Source organism: Pantoea sp. C8B4 (assembly GCF_051336905.1).
In the GTDB taxonomy this organism is placed as follows: Bacteria; Pseudomonadota; Gammaproteobacteria; order Enterobacterales; family Enterobacteriaceae; genus Pantoea; species Pantoea rwandensis_B.
The window spans coordinates 87072-107602 of record NZ_JBGMNK010000004.1 but is presented as its reverse complement, the minus strand read 5'-3'; the positions used below and the strand labels follow the sequence as shown (position 1 = coordinate 107602).

Below are 20531 nucleotides of genomic sequence, written 5' to 3'. Positions count from 1 at the left end.
TCGGTTACTGTGACAACTCAGGCGCGGGCACAATTTCCACTTTCTGTACCCGATGATTTTCCACCTGCAGCGTGCGCAATAAATAATCTCCCACCTGTAACTCTTCTCCCTCTTCAGGCACATGTTGCAGGCTGTCCATTAATAATCCGGCCAGCGTGTGGTAATTGCGTTTCTCATCCAGTGGTAAGTGCACATAGGCTGCCAAATCCTCTAAAGGAATATGTCCGTTCGCCACCCAACCGCCATGCGGTAATGGCTGGATATCATAGCGCGCATCAATCTCCTCGCCTTCATTCGGCAGATTCCCGGCGATCGTCTCCATCAGGTCGCTCAGGGTGACCACGCCTTCCACCGATCCAAACTCATCGACCACAAACGCAAAATGGGTGCGGGCGTGGCGGAACTGCTCCAGTGCCTGCAATAACGTCAGGCGTTCGGGAAAAATCAGCGGTTGCTTCACCAAAGCACGTAAATCAAGAGAATGGCTGTGCAGCGACTGATGGAGCAAATCAATCACATGTACCACGCCGAGCGGATCTTGCCCGCGCTCGGTAATCAGGATGCGGGTGTGCTGATTGTTATCCAGCTTAGTCATGATTGCGGCCGGATCTTCACTCAAATCGATGTGCTCAATATCGTGGCGTGACGTCATGATGCTGCTGATGTGCCGCTGCCCTAAACCGAGTACGCGGGCAATCATGCGCCGCTCCTGGCGATTGAATAACGCGCCTTCATCGCTGTCACTGAGCAATGAAGCGGTATCGGCGTCCAGTTCGGCACGCTGGGCTTCACCGCGCAGAATGCGCAGCACGGCTTCTGAGGTACGCTGGCGCAGCGGGCGTCCGGCGGTGAGGAAGCGGCGGCGATTAAACAGCGCCAGCTGATTAAACATCTCGATCACTATTGAGAAACCAATCGCCGCATAGAGATAGCCTTTTGGAATAATAAAGCCGAGGCCTTCCGCGACCAGACTGAAGCCAATCATCAGCAGGAAACTCAGGCAGAGAATCACAATGGTGGGATGACCATTCACAAATCGCGTGAGCGGCTTACTCGCCAGCAGCATGAGCAAAATGGCAATGGTGACCGCCGCCATCATCACCGGCAGCTCGTTCACCATGCCGACAGCGGTAATCACCGCATCAAGCGAGAAGATGGCATCCAGCACCACAATTTGCGCGACCACTGGCCAGAATTTAGCACCGTTCTTACTTTGACCGCTCTCTTCGTCGCTCCCCTCCAGGCGACTATTGAGTTCGGTCGTCGCTTTATAAAGAAGAAACAGCCCGCCGGAGAGCAGCAGCAGATCGCGGGCGCTGAAATTGTGCTGGAACAGGGTAAACAGCGGTTGCGTGAGAGTCACTAGCCAGGAAAGCGATGCCAGCAACACCAGTCGCAACAGCAACGCCAACAGTAAACCGATCACGCGCGCACGGTCACGCGCTGCAGGCGGTAACTTTTCGACCAGAATGGCAATAAAAACCAGGTTATCAATACCCAGCACCAGCTCGAGAACGATTAGCGTGACTAATCCTGCCCAGAGCGACGGATCGAGGATCCACTCCATCATGCTTGCATCACCTGAATGTCTGAAAATGCGTTTTGTCTGATGATAGTGAATCAACAGGCAAGGTACAAATGAGGCAAATCGCGCTATATCACCCCGTTGACCTGGGTTTTAGGCATATTCTGAGAAGCGACATTTCGTCGATAAGATGAATGTATGGATAAACTTCACCGCATCGTGATAGTGACGATTAATTCTAATATTCACGCGCAAGCGTACGTTTTTAATGCGAAGCAGTCCGAAGGTGAGTATCGAATTATTCTGAATTTTACGCAGGAATGGGCTGAAAGGGATGGCATCAATACTTATGGCTGGTAGTCTTTTTCCTAAAATAGTGCAGGGGACACGGGGCCTACTTGTAAACAAGCCAGTAATAACTAGTATAGCAACGTGTTAGTAAATGTCTGCGCCGAAGTTGTTAATAGCGCGCTGTTTAGCTTCTTAATGTTATGAATTGTGATCGTGCACGGGATTAGTCTGGCGCTGGCTAAGAATAATCTCAGTGAATGCGATAAAAATAGATGCGATTGCAGCGGTATTGGCAGCGACAGCCAAGGGCGGTAGCGTGCCTGAAGTGCTTTTCTCCGTTCAGATTAGGGCTAAATCGTGGCAAGGGAAGTCAGACTAATCTGTTGGTATTTATTGCAATTCTTTGGCTTTACTAAAAAGAGAATTGGCATAAACACCGGAGCGTTTGCCGCAGATAGCCTCTCCGTTAGCAGTGGATATATCGCTCATTTATTACACAGGGCAGAGGCGTTAGGGATTAGGGAAATAAAATAAAAGAGTTAAATATGCGCGATAACCAAATTACATATAAAAGTCTCCTCACTAAAATTTTACTGGCGTGCTCGGATTTAATTTGTTTCAACGCGGCATTGTTTATTGCTCTGGCGGTGATTAATTCGTTCACAGATTCTCCACTGGCAGATATATCTGAAAAATACCTGCACTTAAAAATCGCCACCCACGTTTGTTTATCGATTATTTGCGTAGGCTGGTTCTGGGTTCGCCTGCGTCATTACACTTATCGCAAGCCATTCTGGTTTGAGCTGAAAGAGATATTTCGTACCATTCTTATTTTCTCTGTCATCGATTTGTCAATTTCAGCCTTATCACAGTGGCAGCTGTCGCGCTTTGTCTGGGTCACCACCTGGATTCTGGCGCTGATTTTAATTCCACTGGCACGCGCCATCTCTAAGCGCGTACTCAATCACTTCGGTATGTGGAAGAAACAAACCATCATCATCGGCAGCAGCCGGAATGCTGAAGAAGCCTGGCAGGCGCTGCAGAGCGAAGAGGTGATGGGTTTTGATGTGATTGCCTTCTTCGATGTCGATGGCAGTTGTCCGCAGGCCAGCATCTCTGGCGTACCGGTACTGCACAATGAACAAGAGTTGTGGCAGCTGACGCACAGCGAAACCCAGTTCATCGTGGCGGTGGAGTTTGAACAGAGCCAGCATCGCGACAACTGGCTGAAAATGCTGGCAATGCATAACTGCCGTTCAGTCTCAGTGATTCCAACCCTGCGCGGCGTACCCCTTTACGGTACCGACATGGCCTACATCTTCAGCCATGAAGTGATGATTCTGCGCGTGAACAATAATCTGGCGAAACGCACTTCGCGCTTCCTGAAACGTGCTTTCGATATCGTCGGCGCCCTCGGCATCATCATTGCGCTGTCGCCAGCGCTGCTGGTCCTCGGCTTTATGGTTGGACGCGACGGTGGCCCACCGATTTACGGTCATGAACGCGTCGGTTTGAATGGCCGTAAGTTCAAATGCCTTAAATTCCGCTCGATGGTGATCAACTCGAAAGAGGTGCTGGAGGAAGTCCTGCGCACTGATCCGGTCGCTCGCGCCGAGTGGGATAAAGATTTCAAACTGAAGAATGACCCGCGTATTACCAAAGTTGGCCACTTCATCCGTAAAACCAGTCTGGATGAACTGCCGCAGCTGTGGAATGTGGTACGCGGCGACATGAGCCTGGTGGGCCCACGTCCAGTGATTGAAGACGAACTCTGTCGTTATGCCGGTGATGTTGATTATTACCTGATGGCGAAACCCGGCATGACGGGATTGTGGCAGGTTAGCGGTCGTAACGACGTTGACTATGAAACGCGCGTCTATTTCGATTCGTGGTATGTCAAAAACTGGTCGCTGTGGAATGACATCGCGATTCTGTTTAAGACAGTGGGTGTCGTGCTGAAACGCGATGGCGCTTATTGAGAGTAGAAGGGCAGGGGACGACGTCATTATCCCCGTCTGAAATGCCGGTGCTGGGAGTGCCTTAACTGACAACTGCCATTATCGAGCCTGAATAGAGTCGGTGACTTGCCGGCAGGGTAATCACCGACTTTAGTTGATGTCGTCTCAGGGCACGGTGACAACATAAAACCAAGGGAGCGCATAATAATGACCCACAGTTTCAGTGTTTAACCCGTCAGTTTTATTTTTTTATAAGACGCTACACAGCGGCGTTTTCGCCTCTATCAATCATTAACTGATAGCGAAGAATCAGATGATAATGAAAATTAAATTGATACCTTTACTGGTATCCGCGACTTTTCTCTCCGGGTGCACCATTGAACCAGGTTCGCACCTTTCCACTAGCGGAAAAGATGTCATTGAGCAACAGGATAGCAACTTTGACATCGATAAATACGTCAACGTCTTCCCGCTGACGCCGCGTCTGGTTGAACAGATGCGTCCGAAGCCACTGGTTGCGCAGGCCAACCCGGCGCTGCAAACCGAAATTCAAAGCTACGAATATCGCGTGGGCATTGGCGACGTGCTGAATGTCACCGTATGGGACCACCCGGAGCTGACCACACCAGCGGGTCAGTATCGTAGCGCCAGTGACACCGGTAACTGGGTACAGGCCGATGGCACGATTTTCTACCCGTACATCGGTAAAGTACGTGTAGCCGGCCGCACCGTAACGGAAATCCGCGCTGAAATTGCGCGCCGCCTTGCGCAGTTCATTGAAAGCCCGCAGGTGGATGTCAATGTTGCGGCGTTCCGCTCACAGAAAACCTACGTGACCGGTTCGGTGACCACCTCCGGCCAGCAGGCGATCACCAACGTCCCGCTTACCGTACTCGATGCCGTCAACGCCGCCGGTGGCTTAGCTGCCGATGCAGACTGGCGTAACGTCGTGCTGACGCACCAGGGTAAAGAGCAGCGCATTTCGCTGCAGGCGCTGATGCAAAACGGCGACCTGAGCCAGAACCATCTGCTGTATCCGGGCGATATTCTCTACGTACCGCGTAACGATGACCTGAAAGTCTTCGTGATGGGCGAAGTGAAACAGCAATCCACGCTGAAAATGGACCGCAGCGGCATGACGCTGGCCGAAGCGCTGGGTAATGCGGCTGGGATGGATCAAACCACGTCCGATGCCACCGGTGTCTTCGTTATTCGTCCTATTCGTGGTGCCAACCGCACCAAGATCGCCAACATCTATCAGTTGAATACCAAAGATGCGGCATCGATGGTGATGGGCACTGAATTCCAACTGGAGCCGTACGACATCGTCTACGTCACCGCCACGCCAATTACCCGTTGGAACCGTGTGATTTCTGGGCTGCTGCCAACCATCGTGGGTATCGACGATGCAAGCTCCGCAGCACTGCGTTTCCGCAACTGGTCTAACTAAGGTTTCAGTATGATCAAGTCCGTGTTAGTCGTCTGCGTCGGCAATATCTGCCGCTCCCCTACCGGGGAGCGTCTGTTCCAACGCGCGCTACCTTCAACTCGGGTGGCTTCTGCAGGGCTAGGCGCTCTGAAGGGGTTCCCGGCGGACCAGACTGCCAGCGATGTTGCCGCATTACACGGCGTATCGCTGGAAGGCCATCATGCTCAGCAGTTAACGGCCAGTATGTGCCGTGACTATGACCTGATTCTGGTGATGGAGAAGCGCCACGTTGAGCAGGTGAATCGCATCGACCCAGCCGCACGCGGAAAAACCATGCTGCTTGGGCACTGGCTCAATCAGCAGGAAATTGCGGATCCGTACAAAAAAAGTCGCGAGGCCTTCGAAGAGGTCTACGGGTTACTGGAAAACGCTACCCAGAAATGGGTCAACGTACTAAGCCGATAGTTGGGAATACCCATGAATATTAAAAACAAGGTTATGACCGCGCCAAAAGAAGATTCGAGTGGATGGGATCTGGCGCATCTTGTGGGACAGCTAATTGATCATCGCTGGATCATTGTGGCCGTTACCGCCTTCTTCATGTTGGCAGGAACGCTCTACACACTGTTTGCAACGCCTATTTACAGCGCCGATGCCATGGTTCAGGTAGAGCAGAAAAACACGGCTTCTGTTCTGAATGAACTGCAGGATGTGATTCCAACCACACCCGCTTCCGACACTGAGATTCAAATCCTCGAATCCCGTATGGTGCTGGGCAAAACGGTCAATGACTTAGGTCTGGATACCGTGGTGGAGCAGAACTACTTCCCAGTGATTGGTAAAGGTCTGTCGCGCCTGATGGGCAACAAGCCGTCTGAAATCGCCATTTCTCGCCTGGAAATTCCGCGCACTATCGATAAGCGTACGGTGCAGTTGGAAGTGACAGGGCCGCAGACTTACACCGTGACCAGCGAGGGTGATGAGCTGTTCAAAGGCCGCGTGGGTCAGTTGGAGCAGCATGGTGAAGTCACTATGCTGGTCAGCGGTATCCAGGCTGATGAAGGGACCAGCTTCAACGTCACCAAACTCACTGACTTGCAGGCCATCAGAGCGGTGTTGAACGCGCTGACCGTTGCCGATAAAGGCAAAACGACCGGTGTGCTGGGTCTGGAATATCAGGATGAAGATCCGGAGCGTGCCAGCAAAGTACTGAATCAGATCGTGAACAACTATCTGCTGCAGAACGTTGACCGCAAATCTGAGCAGGCTGAGAAGAGCCTGGAGTTCCTGCGCAACCAACTGCCACAAGTGCGTAGCAGTCTGGATGATGCGGAGAACAAGCTCAACGCCTATCGCCGCCAGAATGAATCGGTGGATATGTCGCTGGAAGCGAAATCGGCGCTCGACTCATCCGTTAGCGTGCAGAGCCAGTTGAACGAACTGACCTTCAGAGAAGCTGAAGTGTCACAGCTCTACACCAAAGATCACCCGACTTATCGCGCGCTGCTTGAAAAACGCAAAACCCTGGAAGATGAGCAGGCAAAACTGAACAAGAAAATTGCCGGTATGCCGCAGACCCAACAGGAAATTCTGCGTCTGACACGTGATGTGCAGTCAGGTCAGGAAATCTACATGCAGTTGCTGAATCGCCAGCAAGAGCTGGGAATCAGTAAAGCCAGTACCGTGGGTGATGTGCGCATCATCGACCGTGCGGAAACCGCCGGTAGCCCGGTGGCACCGAAGAAAGTGTTGATTATTGCCGCCAGCTTTATTCTGGGTCTGATTATCTCGGTGGGTCTGGTGCTGCTGAAAGCGCTGTTCCATCACGGTATTGAGAATCCTGAGCAGCTGGAAGAGCTGGGCATGAACGTCTATGCCAGCGTACCGCTGTCAGAGTGGCAACGTAAGAAAGATACCGAAGCGCTGGCGCGTCGTGGTCACAAAGAGAAGAGTGACCCACATAATACGCTGCTGGCGTTGGGTAATCCGACTGACCTCTCCATCGAAGCGATTCGCAGCCTGCGTACCAGCCTGCACTTCGCGATGATGGAAGCTAAAAACAACATTCTGATGATTACCGGTGCCAGCCCGGGAATTGGTAAAACCTTTATCTGTGCCAACCTGGCGACTCTGGTATCGAAAGCAGGCCAGCGTGTGCTGTTCATCGATGGTGATATGCGCCGTGGTTATACCCATGAGCTGCTCGGTTCGGAAAACAAAATGGGTCTCTCCAATGTGTTGTCCGGCAAGAGTGAGTTCTCACCGGCCATGATTCAGAAAGGCGTGTACGGTTTTGATTTCCTGCCACGCGGTCAGGTACCACCGAACCCGTCTGAACTGCTGATGCATCGTCGCATGAGTGAGTTGCTGGATTGGGCGAGCAAGAACTACGACCTGGTGCTGATTGATACCCCACCAATTCTGGCGGTGACCGATGCTTCCATCATCGGTAAGTTGGCCGGTACGTCGCTGATGGTGGCGCGTTTCGAAACCAACACCACCAAAGAGTTGGATGTTAGCTACAAGCGCTTCGCGCAGAACGGTATCGAGATTAAGGGTGTCATCCTGAACGCCGTGGTGCGTAAAGCGGCGAACTCCTACGGTTATGGTTACGACTATTACAACTACGAATATAAACAGAAAGTGTAACGCACCCTGTTATTGACTTAGAGGCGGCATCTGCCGCCTCTTTTTGCGTAAGGAATGACACCATGGCACCCTATTGGGTTATATCCGGATTGTTGCTTCTGATTTCATTGAGTGAGCTTATTGTCAAAAAAGATGAGCGCACTTCGGGTCTGATGCTCTACCTGCTGTGTATCGCCACCGCTATTCTGATTGTGTTTGCCGGGATCCGCGGTTTGGGTACCGGCATGGATGACCTGCAGTATCGGACATTTTATACCGGCTTTATTGAAAGTCTGCAGATCAACGGCTTTAGCGCCACCGTCGAGCTCTTCCGTTATGAGCCGCTGATTTTTGCCATCGCCTGGCTAACCAGCCTGATTTCCAGTAATGCTGACACCTTCTTATTTGTATTCAGCATTCTGGCGGTGGGGACCAATGCGGTATTCTTCCGCAAAATGTCACCGTACCCGATCCTCGCGCTGGCACTCTATTCCGCCCATATCTACATCAACAAAGACATGAACCAGATTCGCTTTGGTCTCAGTTCTGCGCTGTTTTTGGGGGTGCTCTGGTGTCTGTATCTGAAGCGTTACTGGGGAGCGTTCGGCTTTTTCCTGCTCTCTTTCTTCAGCCACAACACCGGAATTATGGTGGTCACGGTCTTGCCATTCTTGTTTATCCGTCAATGGCGCTATTGGCCGGTGCTGATTATCTTGCTGAGTATCCCGATGTCGAAGTTCGGCGGGACAAACTTTATCAGCTTGATCAGTGCGCATATGGGCGCGATGGGGGAGAGGGCGGAAGGCTACAGTGCTGAAGCATCGAATACCGCGGATGGCAGTATCTTCTCGGTTTCTAACCTTAAAAACATCATGCTGGTGTGTATGTTTGTCTATTTCATGCTCAGCGATGAATTGAAACGCAACAACGCTGAGCAGTGGCGTTTTAACTATCTGATGATTGTGACCTTCGCGCTGGGCGGGGCCATCAGGATCTTCTTCTATAACTATTCATCCGGGGCAAGGCTTTCCAACTACCTGTTGCAAGTTGAGCCTATTTTACTGACCTCGTTGATCTATCAATCACGGCAATTACTCAAACCGGCGATGTTCGCGATGTTCAGTTTCTTTCTTGTTTATTACCTCTACTACAACACCATCTCGCAGAAACAGGCCGTTGTCGGCTACGAGGTGGCGCAGGAGTTCAAAATCTTTAGGTAACAGAGAGGTAACATGACAAGAAAATTGATGGTTTTAGCCTTCGCGCTGGCACCGATTGCGGCGATGGCAACACCGGGTTTAAGCACGTTGCAGATTGACGCATTCGGTGATTCCACGACCGCGGGTGTCATCAGCAAAGACCGTAAAAGCAGCATCACCCAAGCCAGTGAAATCGGTGAATTGACGCAAATGCTGCAACAGCAGTATGGCGATCGGGTCAACATCGTGGTGAAAAACCACGGCGTTCCCGGTGCGCAGGCCGCTGAGTTGTTGTACCCGCATGGCGGTGATGATCAAAGCCATTGGGAGGACTTAATGAAAACCTCCCCAGCCAAAATCGTTTTGATCAACTACGCCATTAACGATGCCCGACACTATTTTTTCAAGGATAAGAAGGTGCACCTTGAAAGCCCTGAAGAGTATGGGCGGATTATCACGCGCCTGGTTGAAGTGGCGAAGGAGAACCATAAACAGGTTATTTTGCAGGAGCCGAATCCCATTTGCGGCAAAGCGGAACGTTGGAATGTTTGGCCCTACGTCTGGCAACTTAATCAGGTGGCTAAGCAGCAACAGGTTGCCGTGGTTCACCAGTATAGCGTGATTAAAGAAGATCGTGACTGGCAGTCGCAGATGTCTGACGACTGTATTCATCCGCTGGAGTCACTGTATAAAGCCAAAGCGGATCGTACCTTTAGTATTGTAAGCCCACTTGTTCAGCAAAGTCTTGCGCAGCAAAGCCCCTAACCTTGTTGTGTCGATTTTATAAGGGATCCTGATATGTACATCATGATTATGGTGGTTTCGTTCTGCCTTGCATTGCTCATTTTACATGCCTGCTCATATCATCGCGGTATTTATAATGATAAAGGCGTGAAGAGTATTTCTGGCCTGCGTGCTTTCCTTGCCAGTATTGTCGCCTTTTCTCATTTTGTTCATTATATTTACGGGCTGGATCAACCGTGGATATATGATAAAAACTATTTTGCCTGGTTCTCTGAGGGCAACTTTTTTGTGAACTCGGGTAAATTCGGCGTCTTGCTGTTCTTTATGATTTCGGCATTCCTGTTCTATCGCTGGCTGGATAACGATACGCTCACCCCTGCACAGTTGAGTGGAAAACTCTGGCGTTCACGCGTTCGACGTATTGTGCCGATGTTTTGGTTCTCAGGTTTCGTTATTTTTACCATTGGTGCGCTGCAAGGTGCGCTGGTGCCGCCGTTGCAAGCGCTGAAAGATGCCGTTTTATGGCTGCTGTTCATTGGCAGTTACAACGTTGGCGAGATGTCTACAGCGGTGGTGAACTCCGGCGTGGAGTGGACGCTGCGTCTGGAATGGCTGCTGTATTTGTCTATTCCCGTGATTTATTTCCTCAACCGTTTAACGCGCGGGAAATACAAAACCCTGCTGATCCTCTCGTCCATCGGCGTTATTTTCATCATTGCCGTCGCATTACGCTTGTATGGGAAAACCTATACCGATCCGCGTCCGGTACTCGGCTTTGCGATGGGATATTTTGCTTATAAGTTCCGCGATAGATTTGCTGGTTTACGCCATTCCCGCAGTGCGGCAATCCTCAGCCTTGGATTGGCCGTATTCTCTCTGTTCTTCACCTCAAATACCTTCTTCTATGTCTTCTTCCTGATATCCCTGACGGTGATCTTCTTTATTGTCAGTAGCGGTAATTCGCTGATGGGACTGCTGGAAAATAAGACCTTGATGTCGATTGGTGAAGTGAGCTATAGCCTCTATTTGATTCATGGCGTGGTGCTGTACGGTATTGAGCAAATCCCACCGACGTTATATCCGCATAATTACTGGATGTTCACGCTGTTATCTACACTGTTCTTTGTTGCGGCGTTTTATGTCGCAAAAATGACCTATCTTTGGGTGGAAAAACCGTTTATCGGCAGCAGTGGCGGTAAGTCTAAAGCAGCAACCAAAGCAGCAGCCGAAAATTAAGAATTTGACTGATTACCTTCGCTTAATATTCGTATTACTGTTAACCAGAAGTTTTTAGAGGTACTGGCAATGCAGGATATTCGTTTCTCAATTGTAATTCCCGCGTATAACGCGTCGAAGTCGATTGTAACGACGCTGGATTGCGTCAAAGCGCAAACCTATCGCAATTTTGAAGTCATCATCGTGGATGACAAATCGGCTGATGCCGCTGAACTGGCACAGGTGGTGCGCAGTGAGCGTTATCAGGATCTGGACATCAAACTTGAGCTGTCTGAGGTGAAACTCAACGGTGCCGGTGCTCGTAACAAAGGTATCGAACTGGCTGAGGGCGATTTCATCAGCTTCCTTGATGCCGATGATGAGTGGGGCGTTGATAAGCTGCTCACCGTTTATGACACCATCACCAAACTTGAAGCGCAGGGTAAGTCGAACTATCTGATTTTCAGCCAGGTGAACATTCATCAGGATGGCCGTTTCCTCAAGGTGATGCCGATGCAGGAACCGGGCAAGAATGAAACCATCGCTGAATATCTGTTTGGCTGTTACGGCTTTATTCAAACCAGCACCATTGTGTTGAAGCGCGAAGATGCCGATAAAATCCGTTTTGATGCGCGTTATATTCGCCATCAGGATTACGATTTCTGCATCCGTGCTGACCGCATGGGCTATGAATTTGTGATGATCGATAAGCCGCTCGCCACCTACCATCTGGTGACCAAATTTGGTTCCAAGCACAAAGGCGAGTCGGTGAAGTACTCCTTCTTCTGGCTGGACACCATGAAGCCGCACCTCACGGCACGTGACGTCCATACCTATAAGGCGTTCAAGCTGCCGCTGCGCTACAAGATGGATGGTAAATCACTGCAGGCGAGCCTCAGTTTCGCGCGCTACTTCTTCCTGACCAATCGTGATAACCGGGCTTATTTCCTGAATCGACTGTTCGATAAGGTGAAGTCCCGCTTCTCTGGCGGGCGAGCCGTCTCCTGATTCACTTTATATAAATTTCACTTGCTCCCGCACCGGGAGCAATTTTTTGGTTCCTGACACTCCGGGTATGCAAATGACAAATCATGTTGGCACCGTCGGTATCGTGATGCCGATGTATAACGCGCGTAAAACGGTATTGCGTGCGGTAGAGTCGATCGTCAATCAGACCTATAGCGACTGGCATCTTTATTTAATAAACGATCAGTCCACCGATGATTCGCTGGCCTTTGTACGCGAACACTGCACTGATGCGCGCATCACCATTCTTAACAATGACGTCAACCTCGGTGCGGCGGAAACACGTAACGTGGGTCTGCGTGCCGCGAAAGAAGAGATCATCGCGTTTCTTGACAGTGACGACGAATGGCACGCCGATAAACTCGCCGAACAGACTGCGGCGATCGCGGCGGGTGATGATTTTGTCATCACGCATTATCACTACAAAACCAAAACCGCCGACCACGATATTCTCTACAGCAAACCCTATCTCCAGCAGGAAAACTTCGTGAAGAAGCAGTATCGCGTCTGCTTCTCTTCCGTGTGTTTTCGCCGTCCTCCTCAGGGCATCTTCTTCCAGCGTAAAGGGCATGAAGATTTCCTGTTCCTCTACGAACTGTTCCTCCGCTACAAGCAAGCTCGGGTGATCCAGAAGACGCTGGTCAACTATTACGAGCTGGGCGATTCCCTCTCGCGCAATAAGAATAAAGCGGCGAAATGGCACCTCGAATTATTAAGAATTATCTATAAAAACAATCCGTTAAAAATCTATTACTATTACGGCTGGTATATGGTGAACGGCGTTCTCTTCACCCTGAAGCATCGTTAAGACCCGGCATCCTTCGTGTTGTTACGACGTGAGCAGCACGCAGGCGTTGGGCCTTAAGTTCACATTTTGAGGTGGAAAGCGTTATATGAAAAAGATCGTTTTAGTGATTAAGGATGCCTACTCCTACGCGGGCACGGAAAACATCTGTAATTTCATGTCGGAGTGCCTCGGAGAGCAGCACGCCGTCACCATTTATTCGCTGGAAGGGCACGGAAAAACCTTTTATCCGTTCGATCGCGTGAAAGAGATCGTCAGTTTTGAAGGGCACAGCAACCCGATTAAAAGCGCTGTCGCCAGCATTCATCAGCAAGGCTTCGACAGCGTATTTCTGATCAGCATGGGCCGGCTGAGCGTGATGTTCGCCTTCTGGAATTTGATGGCGATGAAGAAAAAACGCTTTAAAGCCTACGCCTGTGAACACATCGCGATTAACTCCTTTAGCAAGCCGATCAAAGCGCTGAAGTGGATGCTGCTGCGCTATTACGACCAGGTCATCGTGCTGACGGACAAGGATCATCAAGTGTTCAGCCGCTGGAATATCGCCAGCAAGCAGATCCCCAACCCGGTGGTGTACAAGGCCTTTCAGCGCCAGAGCCGCAGCCGTCAGGCGCTGGCGGTGGGGCGTCTGGATAATCAAAAAGGCTTCGACCTGCTGCTGGATATCTGGGCTGATTTCAGCAAAACCCATCCTGAGTGGACGCTGGTGATTGCCGGTGACGGTGAATTGCGTCAGCAATTGCACGATCAGGCTGCGGCGTTGGGCATCACCGACAGCGTGAATTTCGTCGGCAAAGTCAGCAACATCAACGATTACTACCGTGACAGCGACATGGCGCTGATGACCTCGCGTTATGAGGGCTTGCCACTGGTCCTGCTCGAAGCGAAATCCTGGTCATTGCCTGTGGTGGCGTATGACTGCCCAACCGGCCCACAGGAAATCATCAACCACGGGGAAGATGGTTTCCTGGTGCCGATGAATGACAAATCGACGTTTCTGGCGCGGATGGAACAGCTGGCGAGTGACGATAGCCTGTTCTACGCCATGAGCGAAAAAACCAAAGAAACTGCGCTGAAGTTTGACGGTAACCAGATCAAACAAAGCTGGCTGGCGCTGGTTTAAGCGTCCGTTCTCGTGCCTCCGGGATCACATTTATGGCTGTTACGCAGCCCCATGACCACGGGATTGAAAGCATGAAAAGAAGAGAAGTCTTGCAAACTGCAGCCTCCTCCATTGTTGCCGCGCTCTCAGTGAGCGCATTTTCCAGCTATGCAGCAAAAAGTGGTCAACCTGCTTTGAAAGCAGTCGATCCGTCCAGCGTACCGCAGGGCGATGTGCCGATTTTAACGCCGGAAAATGTCTACACCATGCCACCACAGTTCTGGCAGAACTTTGAGGGCAAATTGTGGATTGGGCAGGCCGGTCAGGATGCCAGCAAAGCGGGCAATCAGATTCCGGTCTTCCTGCGCGATGCCAGCGGTAAAGTGTCACAAATCAGCCAGCCTATTGCGCTGAATAAGGGCAACTTCGCGCAATTCATCCACGATAATGCAGCGTTGATCGCCAATCCTTCGCACTCCATGGTGGTGGAAGACGACCAGGGGAATACGCTGTTTTCGATTGCAGATGTTTCGCGACCCAACCCGAGTAACTTTAGTCAGCGTCTGGCGCAGCCGAATGGCTATCAGTTGATTGGCGAAATCCCGTCGGTCGATGAGTTACGGAAAACGCGTCCGCTGTTCGCCGGTGCCAAAATCAAGCTGAAAAGCTGGCATGAAGGCTTAGAAGTGGGCGGCGGGGAATTCGTTGGCGCTTTTGGTGACGACAAAGATGATGGCGGCGTTATCTTCAGTGGACAAGGCTTCTATTGGCGTCGCGTGGTTGAAGATTTTAACCGCCTGACGCTGTTCGATTTTGGCGCCATTGCCGATGCCAAAACCGATGCCGCACCGGCGATAAAAGCGATGTATCAATGGTCAATTGATGCCAATCAGCAGATCTGTGTGCAGTTCCCGGCAGGCAATTTCTTCGTCACCGAGTGCGATTTCGGCAATGAACAACGACGCTACTTCCGCATCTCCGGCGCGATGGTCAATTTTGGCTATTTCCCGGCGACCACGCTGACTTCAGACGGCCGCTCTGAATTCCTGTTCCAGGTGAACGCGCGTTGGACGGAAATCTCCAATCTGATTTTCAACGGCCAGAACGATAAGCGGCCTAATAAGCAAGGGCTGTTCCGCAACACTTGTCCCGGCGGGCAATTTTTCCGCGGTGCCTGCCTGCGCCTTAATCAGGTTGGCGGGGTGTCGTTGAGCTTACTGGATACGCTGGATTGTAAAATCGACCAGTGGTACGCCAATGCCTGTACCGGCGATGTGATCAAAGCCAGTTGGTCAGGCCAAAAGGCTGGCGCCTGGGATCACAGCACGGCGATTGAACTCTCCAACTTCAACGCCCAGCACTGTAAAGGCGGTAAGGTGTTGAATCTGCCGCGTTGCAGCCAGTCGATCATTCATAACGGCTGGATCGAGCACAGCGAGTTTCCCGGTGACATTTCCAATGGGCAGTGGATTATCGACGCGCTCAGCATTGAAGACTGTAAAAATCCGCTGATCGCGCACAACTCGCGACTGAACATGCGCCAGACCAACCTGCAAGCGGGGAGTTGGATCGACAACTCGATGGAAGGCGAGCGTTGGCTCAACATCTGGGAGATGGGATCAACGCGCGTGGAATCTTACGGTGTCGCCATCGATGGCAGCCTGAAATACAACTACATCACTTCACGCTTCCGCCTGGCGAATAACACCAACCAGGAAACCTGGTTTGAACTCGGCAACTTTTACTCACCTACGGTGGGTGACAGCTGGGAGATCGAGGTGTTTGGTCAATCGCAATTCAATAATGGCACGGCTAATCAGCCGTTAATGAATGTCATTGATGGCAAAGGCACCGGCGGTCGTGCGGTGATTCATCTGCAACGCAAAACCAAAAATGCGGAAGCCAGCTGGTCAGCCGAAGGCAGTTCACCGGTGGTGGATGTTCGCTTTGAACCGCGTTCAGAGACGGACACGAAAGTGTTCGTCAAGCTGGCCGGTTGGACACCTACTACCGCGATTTTGATTAAAAGCACCGCCAAGGACCGCTTCCTCACCGGACGCTGTGCGCGTGTGGATGCCACCATGGCGCAGGGCAGTCCTGCCAGCGGCAGCCAGCAGGCACCGCAGCGCTTCAGCCTGCACAACGGTAAAGCGGGTATCGGCGGCAACGAGCAGGGCGATCTGCTGCTGGCCTCGCGCGCGCTGAAACCGGAGCAGGTAGATACGCGTGCGCCGAAAGGATTTGTCTCGGTGGTGATTAACGGCGAGCAGGTAGCGTTACCCTATTTTGCAGTGAAGTCGTAATGCACGAACCGGAGAGAACGCAGCTGTTTGCGTCCTCTCCGGGAAAAGTTGGGAGCGGCCTTCAGGTCGCCCGTTTGAGAACAGATTTTCTATTTTGGGCATTGTTCCCATTGCAGTTTTTTAACACAGAGTTCACTTTGCCCGTGCAGGAAATGGCGTGGCTTGTAAAAAATTAAAAAAATTTTTCTGGAGTGTTTATGAAGATTTTATTGGTGGGAAACCATACCTGTGGAAATCGTGGGGATGGCGCGATTTTACGTGGACTGATCGACTCTTTGCAGTCTGCGCGTGGCGACCTCGATATTGATGTGATCAGTCGTTATCCAACAAGCTCCGGGTACTTATTGCAACAGGATATCCAGCAGGATTCCCTGTTTCTGCATAACAGCAAATCAGCGAAAGGGCTGGTGGGCAGCGTTAAACGTAAAGTGGCCAACCGTCTGATGCCCGAGATCATGATGGCGCATCTGGGCAAGGGTGGCCTGTACAAATCGTTTTCTGTGCCGCCACATTTGGCGCAGTTCACCAAAAGTCTGGAACAGTATGACGCCATCATTCAGGTGGGCGGTTCGTTCTTCGTCGATCTGTATGGTGTGACGCAGTTTGACCACGCGCTCTGTGCATTGATGGCGAAAAAGCCGCTGCATATGGTCGGTCACTCCGTGGGACCCTTTGAGAACCCGCGCGTGAATGCGCTGGCCAACTTCGTGTTCGATCGCGTCGATAGCCTGGTGCTGCGTGAAGAAGTTAGCTTCGATCGTCTAAAACAAGACGGTGTCACCACCAATCGAGTGAAGAAGGGCGTGGATACCGCCTTCCTGGTGAAGGCGCGTGATGTGGAGAACCCGAGCCACAATCTGCTGCACTGGAAAAACATCATCAGCGCGCGTAAAACCATCGCCATCACCGTGCGTGAACTGGCACCGTTCGATAAACGTCTCGGCGTGACGCAGAAAGAGTACGAAGCGGCCTTCGGGAAAGTCATCAATGCGATGATTGCTGAAGGCTATCAGGTGGTGGCTTTCTCTACCTGTACCGGCATCGACAGCTACGCCAAAGACGACCGGATGGTCGCGCTGACGCTGCGTGACCACGTCGAAAATCCCGAGCATTACCATGTCATCATGGACGAGTTCAACGATCTCGAACTCGGCATCCTGCTAAGCCATTGTCACCTGACCATTGGCACCCGCCTGCACTCCGCCATCATTTCCATGAACTTCGGTACCCCAGCCGTGGCCATCAACTATGAGCACAAATCGCTCGGCGTGATGAAGCAGCTTGGACTGCCGCAAATGGCCACCGACGTGCAAAGCCTGATGGATGGCTCGCTGATCGACAAAGTGCAAACCGTGCTGGCCGATTACGACAATGTGAAGCGCAAAGTGGATACCGCGGTGGCGCAGGAGCGTGAAATTGGTAACCGCATAACGGCAGAAATTCTCAACGTGCTGGGGTAAGTGATGAAGCTGACCTTTTTCACCATGCGTTTTCCGGTTGCCTCTGAGACGTTTGTCCTCAATCAGGTAACGCATTTCATCGATGCAGGCTATGACGTGGAGATTATCTCCGTGTTTCCAGGCGATATGATCAATCGCCACGCCGCGTTCGATGATTACAATCTGGCGGCGAAAACTCACTATTTACTGCCGGAAGAGAAAGTCTCGAATCTCGATAAGCTGACGCAGCGCATTGGTTTGATGCTGCCGAAAATCGCTAAGCCGGCGTTGATCAAATCACTCAATGTCGGCCGCTACGGCCAGCAGGCGAAAAAGCTGCTGCTGCCGGCGATTGTTGCTAACGCGAAGCAAACCTACACTGCGGATGTGTTTCTGGTGCACTTTGGTTATGCCGGTGCGCTGGCCAACAAACTGCGTGAGCTCGGCGTGCTGAAAGGCAAGCAGGCAACGGTGTTCCACGGCGCGGATATTTCGCGCCGTCACATTCTCGAAGAGCACAAGCTCGATTACGTCAACCTGTTCAAACAAAGCGAGTTGATGTTGCCCATCAGCCATTTGTGGGAGAACAAGCTGATTGAGATGGGTTGTCCACGCGAGAAGGTGCACGTGACGCGCATGGGCATCGAGCCGGAGAAGTTTAACTTCAGGCCGCGTGAGGCGTTTCATCAGCCGCTGCGAATTGTCTCGGTGGCGCGCTTGACCGAGAAAAAGGGCTTAGACGTGGCGGTAAAAGCCAGTGAAATTCTGCGCAACAACGGTGGGCAGTTCGAGTTCACCATTATCGGCAACGGTGAGCAGGACGGCATGATGCGTGAACACATCGCGCGTGCCGGACTGGAAGCCTTTGTCACTATGCCAGGTTTCAAGCCGCAAGAGGAGATTCGTCAGGCGTTGAACGATGCCGATATCTTCCTGTTGCCGTCCAAAACCGCGGCGGATGGCGATATGGAAGGCATTCCGGTGGCGTTGATGGAAGCGATGGCGGTGGGGCTGCCGGTGGTCTCGACCTATCACAGCGGCATCCCGGAGCTGATTCAGAACAACGTCAGCGGCTGGCTGGTCTCGGAAAACGATGCCGAAGAGTTGGCCGACACGTTGCTGCGTCTGTCACGCGGTGATGTTGATGTCGCGCCGGTAGTGGCTGCCGCGCGACACAAAGTGGAAACCGAGTTCAATCAGCACATCGCTTATGGTGAGCTGGCTAAAATTCTGGAGCGCATGGTGTGAGCGGATTAAAAAAACAGGCCGTCTGGCTGTTTGGCAGTACCTGCTTCGCGGCATTGCTGCAGGTGTTACAGCTCAGCGTTCTGGCGCGAAAACTGGAAGCACATGAGTTGGGTTTATTAGCCATTATCAACGCCATTCTGGCGGTGGCAACGGTGTTGCAGGATATGGGGATGAGCAGCTACATCGTGCATCGCCAGGATATCAACCGCCGCCAGCAGAGTACCATTTATTGGGTCAACGTCTCGCTCAGCTTGTGTACCGGCTTGATTATGCTGGCGATTGCCTTCCCGGTGGCGTGGTTCTATCACCTGCCTGAATTGACAGGGCTGATTATGCTCACCAGCCTCAACTTCCTCGTACTGGGACATCTGTCGCAGTATCAGGCGCACTATGTGAAATCCAAACGTATGGTGACGCTGGCGAAGATTGAGATGGCGACCAAGCTGTTCGCGTTTATCTGTACCGTGGCGATGCTGTACTTTACTTCGCTCACGGTGGCGGCGGCGATCCTTGGACTGTTCATCAATGCCTTTACGCGCATCCTGTGCATGATTTACTTCGGGGAGAAGTCGTGGCGTCCAACGTGGGAGTTTGAAGGGGCGACCTTCATCAGCGCGGTGCGTTACGGCATTTACCAGCTGGGTTCACAGACCATCAACCAGCTGCGTACCCAGGCGGATGCACTGATTGTGGGTAAAGTGATGGGGGCGGAGATGCTGGGGATCTACTCGCTGGCCAAAGAGTTGATTCTGCAGCCGCTGAAACTGGTCTCGCCGGTGATTAACCGTCTGGCGCTGCCGCGTTTCGCCGAGAAGCAGCATGATCCGGAGCAGCTGAAAAATCTGTTCCTGAAAGGCACCTTCGTCATCATGTTGTTCAGCAGCGCGATGTATCTGGCGATTGGCATTCTTTCGCCGGTGATCGTACGCGTGCTGTATGGCGCGTCGCATGAGCAGGTTTACCATCTGATACCACTAATGCTGCTGTTCGGTATGCTGCGCCCGATGGGTGGCTTAACCGGCGCGATTTCCCAGGCGAACGGCAAGACTAACGTCGAGTTCTACTGGAACATCGTCGCCAGTCTGGTGGTGGTGGTGGTGTTGGCGACAACCTACATCTGGCCGAACGTGCTGTATGTGGCGCTGACGTTGTCTATCTCGCAGGTGCTGATTTCTGCCTTCGCCCATCCGTTCTTTATCAAGCCGGTGATTGGTATCCGCTTTATGCCGTATGCCCGCCAGTGGGTTTCGGTGTCGGTGGTGTTTGTCGGCCTGATGATGCTGGTGAATCACTTTAACTTGTTTGTGATGCCGGAGTGGTTTGAGGGTTGGCTGTAGGTTTTGCCATCACTACGTGATCTGCGCGGGCATGCACTTGCTGTCTGCACAGATCCGTAACGGCGACATGTATGGCGTAATGCCGCTCGCTTAAGCCAGGGAGTGCGTATTCAACCCGGTTCTCCCTCAATGCGCACCCTACGAAATTCGCACCGAACAATGTAGGGTTGCCATTTATGGCGACCAAAACGCGCTCAACTGACAAGCATTACTCCATTTATGGCGCAGTCTACCCGCACGCACCACGATAAAATCCCGCTGAACTCATTCTGTAAACCACTG

General features: G+C 51.9%; 15 protein-coding genes. 14 read left to right on the top strand and 1 reads right to left on the bottom strand.

Translation table 11 applies throughout. The annotated features are described in order from the left end of the window. Nucleotides 1-4: 4 nt before the first annotated feature. A complete protein-coding gene (locus ACCW76_RS06840; protein ID WP_436338112.1) occupies nucleotides 5-1570 on the bottom strand; it encodes a TerC family protein in 1566 nt (521 codons plus the stop codon). Nucleotides 1571-2361: 791 nt separating this feature from the next. Between ACCW76_RS06840 and wbaP the strand changes: the two genes are divergently transcribed. The 14 genes from wbaP to ACCW76_RS06770 all read left to right on the top strand — a co-directional run bounded on the left by wbaP (nucleotide 2362) and on the right by ACCW76_RS06770 (nucleotide 20249). Continuing rightward, on the top strand, nucleotides 2362-3795 hold the full coding sequence (gene wbaP, locus ACCW76_RS06835) for an undecaprenyl-phosphate galactose phosphotransferase WbaP (protein WP_436338111.1): 1434 nt from the start codon (nucleotides 2362-2364) through the stop codon (nucleotides 3793-3795). 298 nt (nucleotides 3796-4093) lie between these two features. Continuing rightward, the gene (locus tag ACCW76_RS06830) at nucleotides 4094-5224 is read left to right on the top strand and encodes a polysaccharide export protein (RefSeq protein ID WP_155287990.1); all 1131 of its coding nucleotides are present in this window, start codon (nucleotides 4094-4096) and stop codon (nucleotides 5222-5224) included. 9 nt (nucleotides 5225-5233) lie between these two features. Then, complete coding sequence (locus ACCW76_RS06825; protein WP_034824796.1) at nucleotides 5234-5668, top strand: protein-tyrosine-phosphatase; 435 nt, start codon at nucleotides 5234-5236, stop codon at nucleotides 5666-5668. Between the two features lie 12 nt (nucleotides 5669-5680). Then, nucleotides 5681-7852, top strand: coding sequence for a tyrosine-protein kinase Wzc (gene wzc / locus ACCW76_RS06820; RefSeq protein ID WP_436338110.1), 2172 nt, complete (start codon nucleotides 5681-5683; stop codon nucleotides 7850-7852). 62 nt (nucleotides 7853-7914) lie between these two features. Next, nucleotides 7915-9051 carry an EpsG family protein gene (locus ACCW76_RS06815; protein WP_436338109.1) on the top strand — a complete coding sequence of 379 codons (1137 nt, stop codon included), beginning with the start codon at nucleotides 7915-7917 and terminating at the stop codon, nucleotides 9049-9051. Between the two features lie 12 nt (nucleotides 9052-9063). Further along, a complete protein-coding gene (locus tag ACCW76_RS06810) occupies nucleotides 9064-9795 on the top strand; it encodes an SGNH/GDSL hydrolase family protein (protein WP_436338108.1) in 732 nt (243 codons plus the stop codon). Between the two features lie 126 nt (nucleotides 9796-9921). Continuing rightward, nucleotides 9922-11010: an acyltransferase family protein gene (locus ACCW76_RS06805; protein WP_240474699.1), complete on the top strand. Its 1089-nt coding sequence runs from the start codon at nucleotides 9922-9924 to the stop codon at nucleotides 11008-11010. A gap of 69 nt (nucleotides 11011-11079) precedes the next feature. After that, nucleotides 11080-11997 (top strand): glycosyltransferase family 2 protein, encoded by a 918-nt coding sequence (locus tag ACCW76_RS06800; RefSeq protein ID WP_038645955.1) that lies wholly within the window; start codon nucleotides 11080-11082, stop codon nucleotides 11995-11997. A gap of 73 nt (nucleotides 11998-12070) precedes the next feature. Continuing rightward, on the top strand, nucleotides 12071-12823 hold the full coding sequence (locus ACCW76_RS06795; protein WP_436338107.1) for a glycosyltransferase family 2 protein: 753 nt from the start codon (nucleotides 12071-12073) through the stop codon (nucleotides 12821-12823). Nucleotides 12824-12908: 85 nt separating this feature from the next. Next, nucleotides 12909-13943, top strand: coding sequence for a glycosyltransferase (locus ACCW76_RS06790; RefSeq protein WP_436338106.1), 1035 nt, complete (start codon nucleotides 12909-12911; stop codon nucleotides 13941-13943). Between the two features lie 71 nt (nucleotides 13944-14014). Beyond that, nucleotides 14015-16225 carry a phage tailspike protein gene (locus tag ACCW76_RS06785; RefSeq protein WP_436338105.1) on the top strand — a complete coding sequence of 737 codons (2211 nt, stop codon included), beginning with the start codon at nucleotides 14015-14017 and terminating at the stop codon, nucleotides 16223-16225. A gap of 197 nt (nucleotides 16226-16422) precedes the next feature. Beyond that, nucleotides 16423-17685 (top strand): colanic acid biosynthesis pyruvyl transferase WcaK, encoded by a 1263-nt coding sequence (wcaK, locus tag ACCW76_RS06780; RefSeq protein WP_045832318.1) that lies wholly within the window; start codon nucleotides 16423-16425, stop codon nucleotides 17683-17685. 3 nt (nucleotides 17686-17688) lie between these two features. Beyond that, on the top strand, nucleotides 17689-18912 hold the full coding sequence (locus ACCW76_RS06775; protein ID WP_200680233.1) for a glycosyltransferase: 1224 nt from the start codon (nucleotides 17689-17691) through the stop codon (nucleotides 18910-18912). Next, nucleotides 18909-20249: an MOP flippase family protein gene (locus tag ACCW76_RS06770; RefSeq protein WP_045832317.1), complete on the top strand. Its 1341-nt coding sequence runs from the start codon at nucleotides 18909-18911 to the stop codon at nucleotides 20247-20249. The genes ACCW76_RS06775 and ACCW76_RS06770 overlap by 4 nt, the downstream gene beginning before the upstream one ends. Nucleotides 20250-20531 lie beyond the last annotated feature (282 nt).

Bases quoted from the DNA above. Each gene is read 5' to 3' on its own strand.
- ACCW76_RS06840 (WP_436338112.1), bottom strand. From the start codon at position 1,570: ATGATGGAGTGGATCCTCGATCCGTCGCTCTGGGCAGGATTAGTCACG.
- wbaP (WP_436338111.1), top strand. From the start codon at position 2,362: ATGCGCGATAACCAAATTACATATAAAAGTCTCCTCACTAAAATTTTA.
- ACCW76_RS06830 (WP_155287990.1), top strand. From the start codon at position 4,094: ATGAAAATTAAATTGATACCTTTACTGGTATCCGCGACTTTTCTCTCC.
- ACCW76_RS06825 (WP_034824796.1), top strand. From the start codon at position 5,234: ATGATCAAGTCCGTGTTAGTCGTCTGCGTCGGCAATATCTGCCGCTCC.
- wzc (WP_436338110.1), top strand. From the start codon at position 5,681: ATGAATATTAAAAACAAGGTTATGACCGCGCCAAAAGAAGATTCGAGT.
- ACCW76_RS06815 (WP_436338109.1), top strand. From the start codon at position 7,915: ATGGCACCCTATTGGGTTATATCCGGATTGTTGCTTCTGATTTCATTG.
- ACCW76_RS06810 (WP_436338108.1), top strand. From the start codon at position 9,064: ATGACAAGAAAATTGATGGTTTTAGCCTTCGCGCTGGCACCGATTGCG.
- ACCW76_RS06800 (WP_038645955.1), top strand. From the start codon at position 11,080: ATGCAGGATATTCGTTTCTCAATTGTAATTCCCGCGTATAACGCGTCG.
- ACCW76_RS06795 (WP_436338107.1), top strand. From the start codon at position 12,071: ATGACAAATCATGTTGGCACCGTCGGTATCGTGATGCCGATGTATAAC.
- ACCW76_RS06790 (WP_436338106.1), top strand. From the start codon at position 12,909: ATGAAAAAGATCGTTTTAGTGATTAAGGATGCCTACTCCTACGCGGGC.
- ACCW76_RS06785 (WP_436338105.1), top strand. From the start codon at position 14,015: ATGAAAAGAAGAGAAGTCTTGCAAACTGCAGCCTCCTCCATTGTTGCC.
- wcaK (WP_045832318.1), top strand. From the start codon at position 16,423: ATGAAGATTTTATTGGTGGGAAACCATACCTGTGGAAATCGTGGGGAT.
- ACCW76_RS06775 (WP_200680233.1), top strand. From the start codon at position 17,689: ATGAAGCTGACCTTTTTCACCATGCGTTTTCCGGTTGCCTCTGAGACG.